Origin of the sequence: Pyramidobacter piscolens W5455 (genome assembly GCF_000177335.1) — a bacterium.
GTDB lineage: Bacteria > Synergistota > Synergistia > Synergistales > Dethiosulfovibrionaceae > Pyramidobacter > Pyramidobacter piscolens.
The window spans coordinates 1-3344 of sequence record NZ_ADFP01000048.1; the positions used below are offsets into that span (position 1 = coordinate 1).

Consider the following 3344-nt stretch of genomic DNA (forward strand, 5'->3'; position numbering starts at 1 on the left):
AGTTCCGTATGGACTACAACGCTTGGGACGAAGACGGCTCCGACGATTCCGATGACGGCTTCAAGATCAGCCGCTACCGCCTGTTCCTGCACAAGGATCTGAGCGACGGCGTCACCTTCGACGCTCGTTGGCATGGCGGTAAGTTCGACCGCGCTTGGGTCACCGCCAAGGACTTCATGGGTCTGGAAGGCCTGACAATGCGCGGCGGTCAGTTCGTCCTTGACTGGGAAGACGAAGATGGTCTGTATACCGATAACGATGCCTTCTTCATGGACGCCAACTATCGTGGTTTCGATCTGAAGTACAGCCGCGGCATGTTCACCGTCGAGGGCTTTGCGGCTTCCAACAAGGGCAGCGATGGTAAAGTTGAGGTTACGGACGACAAAGGCAATGTGCATTTGGAAGATCGTGGCATCTACAACAATAACGCCAGCAACGAGTACTACGGTGCTCGTCTACGCTTCGACTTCAGCGAGAAGCTGTGGCTGAGCGTCAACGGTCTGTGGGAAGACAGAGGCAACACCGACTACAAGACCTACTGGGCCGGTCTCGGCTTCAGCTTCATGGACGGCCTTGAGCTGAAGGGGGCCTATTACATGCAGGATATCGACGTGGCTGCGCCTGCGGTTGACGACCCCAAAGCTTGGAAGGCTATCCTCGACGTCAGCCAGGACGTGCTCAAGTTCACCTCTCTGTGGGTTGAGTACGCTCAGTTTGATAAGGGATTCATCCTGCACAACAATCCCTACAGCTTCAGTGATATCGTCTGGCCCACAAACGTCACGGGCCCCATGGCTGATGATATGAAGGCCATTTTTGTCAAGGCCAAGCAGAAGTGGAACGATAAGTGGAGTACGATTGAGCGCTACACCAAGTACGACATGGACGGTAACAACGATGCCAAGGAGTGGAGCGTTGCTATCGGCTATCAGTACAGCCCCAACCTCTACTTCGAACTGGCTTATGCTGATATGGACGGCCAGATCGGTGATCCCAACTACGACAACAACCAGATCCGCTTCCGCACCTACCTCACTTTCTAAGCGAATCTCTGCAAACACAAAAAACGGGGCTGCTTCGGCAGCTCCGCTTTTTTTATCCGCCTGCTCCCCTATGAAAGAAGCGCAGGAAGTCTTTTTTCAGCGCTTCTTTACATTATGGGGAATCCTGTGCGCGCTTTTGTGACGCGTCGGAACGTTTAACCTGGTTGGGCGCGCTTGAGAAGCCATTGATAAATGCCTTGAATATGAAGTTCGCCTCTGGCGATTTCGAGCGCCGTATTCAAAAATTTGTCGTTGCCGGCTGTAAGCGTATAACCGTTGATCTTTAAAAAGTACGTGCCGAGCAACATTTCCATTCGCTTGTTTCCGTCCTGCAGCGGGTGTCCTTGTATGATGGAGCGAAAAATCACCGCTGCCAAACGGTACACGTCGTCATCGTAGTAGCACGATAGAGCTTCGAGATGAAGAACGTATTCGATAGGTTCTTCATTGATAATGGAGATCGGGTCGTCTGCGTATCGACAACGCAGGGATTCGATCACGTCGTCGATGCTTTCGGGCGAGAGCCGCTCAATATTTGGCAAGGGCATCGAGAGCGTCTTTGCGTTCGGTTATAATGCTGTGAAGAATCGCGCGTTTTTCGTCGTCCAGTTTGCTGTCCCGCTGAGCGACGATTCCCGCCTTGTAACGGCGCGAAAGGGTTTTGTCGAAGATTTTGTCGGTGGTTGTCATGGGAATTCCTCCTTATCGGCGTTGTGCCTCCGGCTTCGGAAGTCGTTTCGTCGTTTTTGCCGGAAAGCCCCGCCTTATGCCTTGGGCTCTGCGGGGTCTTTTCGGATTTTCTTCGTGAAGGGAAACGTCGGGCCTTTGTCTGGGCATGTGACCGTCTCCTTTTTTTGTACGTCTCTTGCAGTGTTTTTGATGTGCGGCGTCAACGAATATCCCGACTGACCGATGAACCGTGTCTCGCGCCATGCCGTTTTTCTTCGCGTCATGGCGTTTTTTGTGTTATGCTTACCGAAATGGAAGATGTGGGCGAGGTGAGACGATGGCCGTGCGGCATAAGATTCGCGATTTTTTCTGCGGCGCGCAGGAGGCGCGCGCCGGAGCGCTGGTTTCGGTGACGGTGGGGGCGTTGTCGAAACCGGTCGGCTATCTGCGCACGCTGATGCTGGCGTGGCTGTTCGGGGCGTCGGCGGGTATGGATGCCTTTTACGTCGGCATGGGGATCCTTTCGCTGCTGTGCCAGATCGTGCAGAATGTGACGGAATCGGCGCTGCTGCCGCGGCTGGTGCGACAGGAGACGAGGGCGGATGCGGCGGCGCTGATGGCGCGCGTTTTTCGCCTGGCGCTGGTCGGCGCGCTGCTGCTGGCGGCGCTGGCGGCGGTTTTTCCGGCGACGCTGGTGGCGTTTTTCGCGCGGCATTTCGAGCCGCTGCGGCGGGAGATGGCTGCCCGAATGCTGGTGATGCTGATCCCCTGGGACGTGGCATGGATCGTGCTGCCTTTCCTTGGCGTTTGGAACAATTTCAACGGGAGGTACAGTCTTTCGGTCTCTCTTGCGGTGCTGGGGCATGCGCTGCTGATTCCGGCGATCTGGGCGGCGTCTTTTTTCTGGGGGGTGTACGCCGTGCCGGCGATGTACAGTCTGGTGGTGGCGCTTCTGGCCTGGGTCACGTTCCGGGTCACGGGGGATTTTCCCTGGCGGGCTGCGGGCGCGGCGCGCGAGGAAGCGCTGCGCGAGCTGCGCGCGGATTGTCTGCTCTGCGTCGGCATCGTCGGCGCCAGCGGGCTGTATCTGTTGGTGGACCGCTATTTCGCCTCGGGGCTGCCGGCGGGAAACATTTCCGCGCTCGGCTACGCGGGATTGATCTACATGCTGCCGCAGAGCGTGCTTGCGCCGGCGCTGATGATTTATCTGCATCGCGCCAGCGCGCTGATGGATTCGCCCGAAGCGTCGCAGGCGCAGCTCGAAACGGTGATGCGCACGGGATGGCTGTACCTGTTTCCGCCGGCGGCGCTGATGTCGGCGCTGAGCCGGCCGCTGGTGAGGGTCTTTCTGGGCTACGGAGCCTTCGACGCGGCGGCGGTGGAGCTGACGGCGCCGTGCGTGGCCGCGGCGGCCTGGAGTCTGCCGCTGATGTTGTGGGGGCAGTTTTTGTCGCGCTACGCGCAGGCGGCGGGCAGGCTGAAGACGATTTTGTCCGTGAGTTACGGGGCGCTGGGGCTGAACGCGTTTCTGGACTGGATGCTGGCGCCGCGCTGGGGCGCGCCGGGGCTCTGCGTGGCGACGGGGCTGACGTGGGGCGGCTCGGCGCTGGTCTACGCGGCGCTGTTGGCGCC

Annotated in this window: 4 protein-coding genes; 2 read left to right on the top strand and 2 right to left on the bottom strand. The window is 58.4% G+C overall.

Annotated features, from left to right (window positions below; translation table 11 throughout):
• On the top strand, positions 1-1043 hold a 1043-nt coding region (locus HMPREF7215_RS13535; RefSeq protein ID WP_040550410.1), incomplete at its 5' end, for a hypothetical protein.
• Between the two features lie 155 nt (positions 1044-1198).
• On the opposite strand, the gene HMPREF7215_RS12345 is transcribed toward HMPREF7215_RS13535, so the two are convergent.
• Positions 1199-1591, bottom strand: coding sequence for a type II toxin-antitoxin system death-on-curing family toxin (locus HMPREF7215_RS12345; RefSeq protein WP_050768869.1), 393 nt, complete (start codon positions 1589-1591; stop codon positions 1199-1201).
• Positions 1572-1733, bottom strand: a complete 162-nt coding sequence (locus HMPREF7215_RS13105) for a hypothetical protein (protein WP_009164375.1) — start codon at positions 1731-1733, stop codon at positions 1572-1574. Before HMPREF7215_RS13105 ends, HMPREF7215_RS12345 begins: the two co-directional genes overlap by 20 nt.
• Positions 1734-2049: 316 nt before the next feature.
• On the opposite strand from HMPREF7215_RS13105, the gene HMPREF7215_RS04010 reads away from it, so the two are divergent.
• Positions 2050-3344, top strand: a 1295-nt coding sequence (locus HMPREF7215_RS04010; protein WP_009164377.1) for a lipid II flippase MurJ, incomplete at its 3' end; no start/stop codon positions are given.

Excerpts from the sequence above, each read along its gene's own strand:
- HMPREF7215_RS12345 (WP_050768869.1), bottom strand. The coding sequence starts at position 1,591 with ATGCCCTTGCCAAATATTGAGCGGCTCTCGCCCGAAAGCATCGACGAC.
- HMPREF7215_RS13105 (WP_009164375.1), bottom strand. The coding sequence starts at position 1,733 with ATGACAACCACCGACAAAATCTTCGACAAAACCCTTTCGCGCCGTTAC.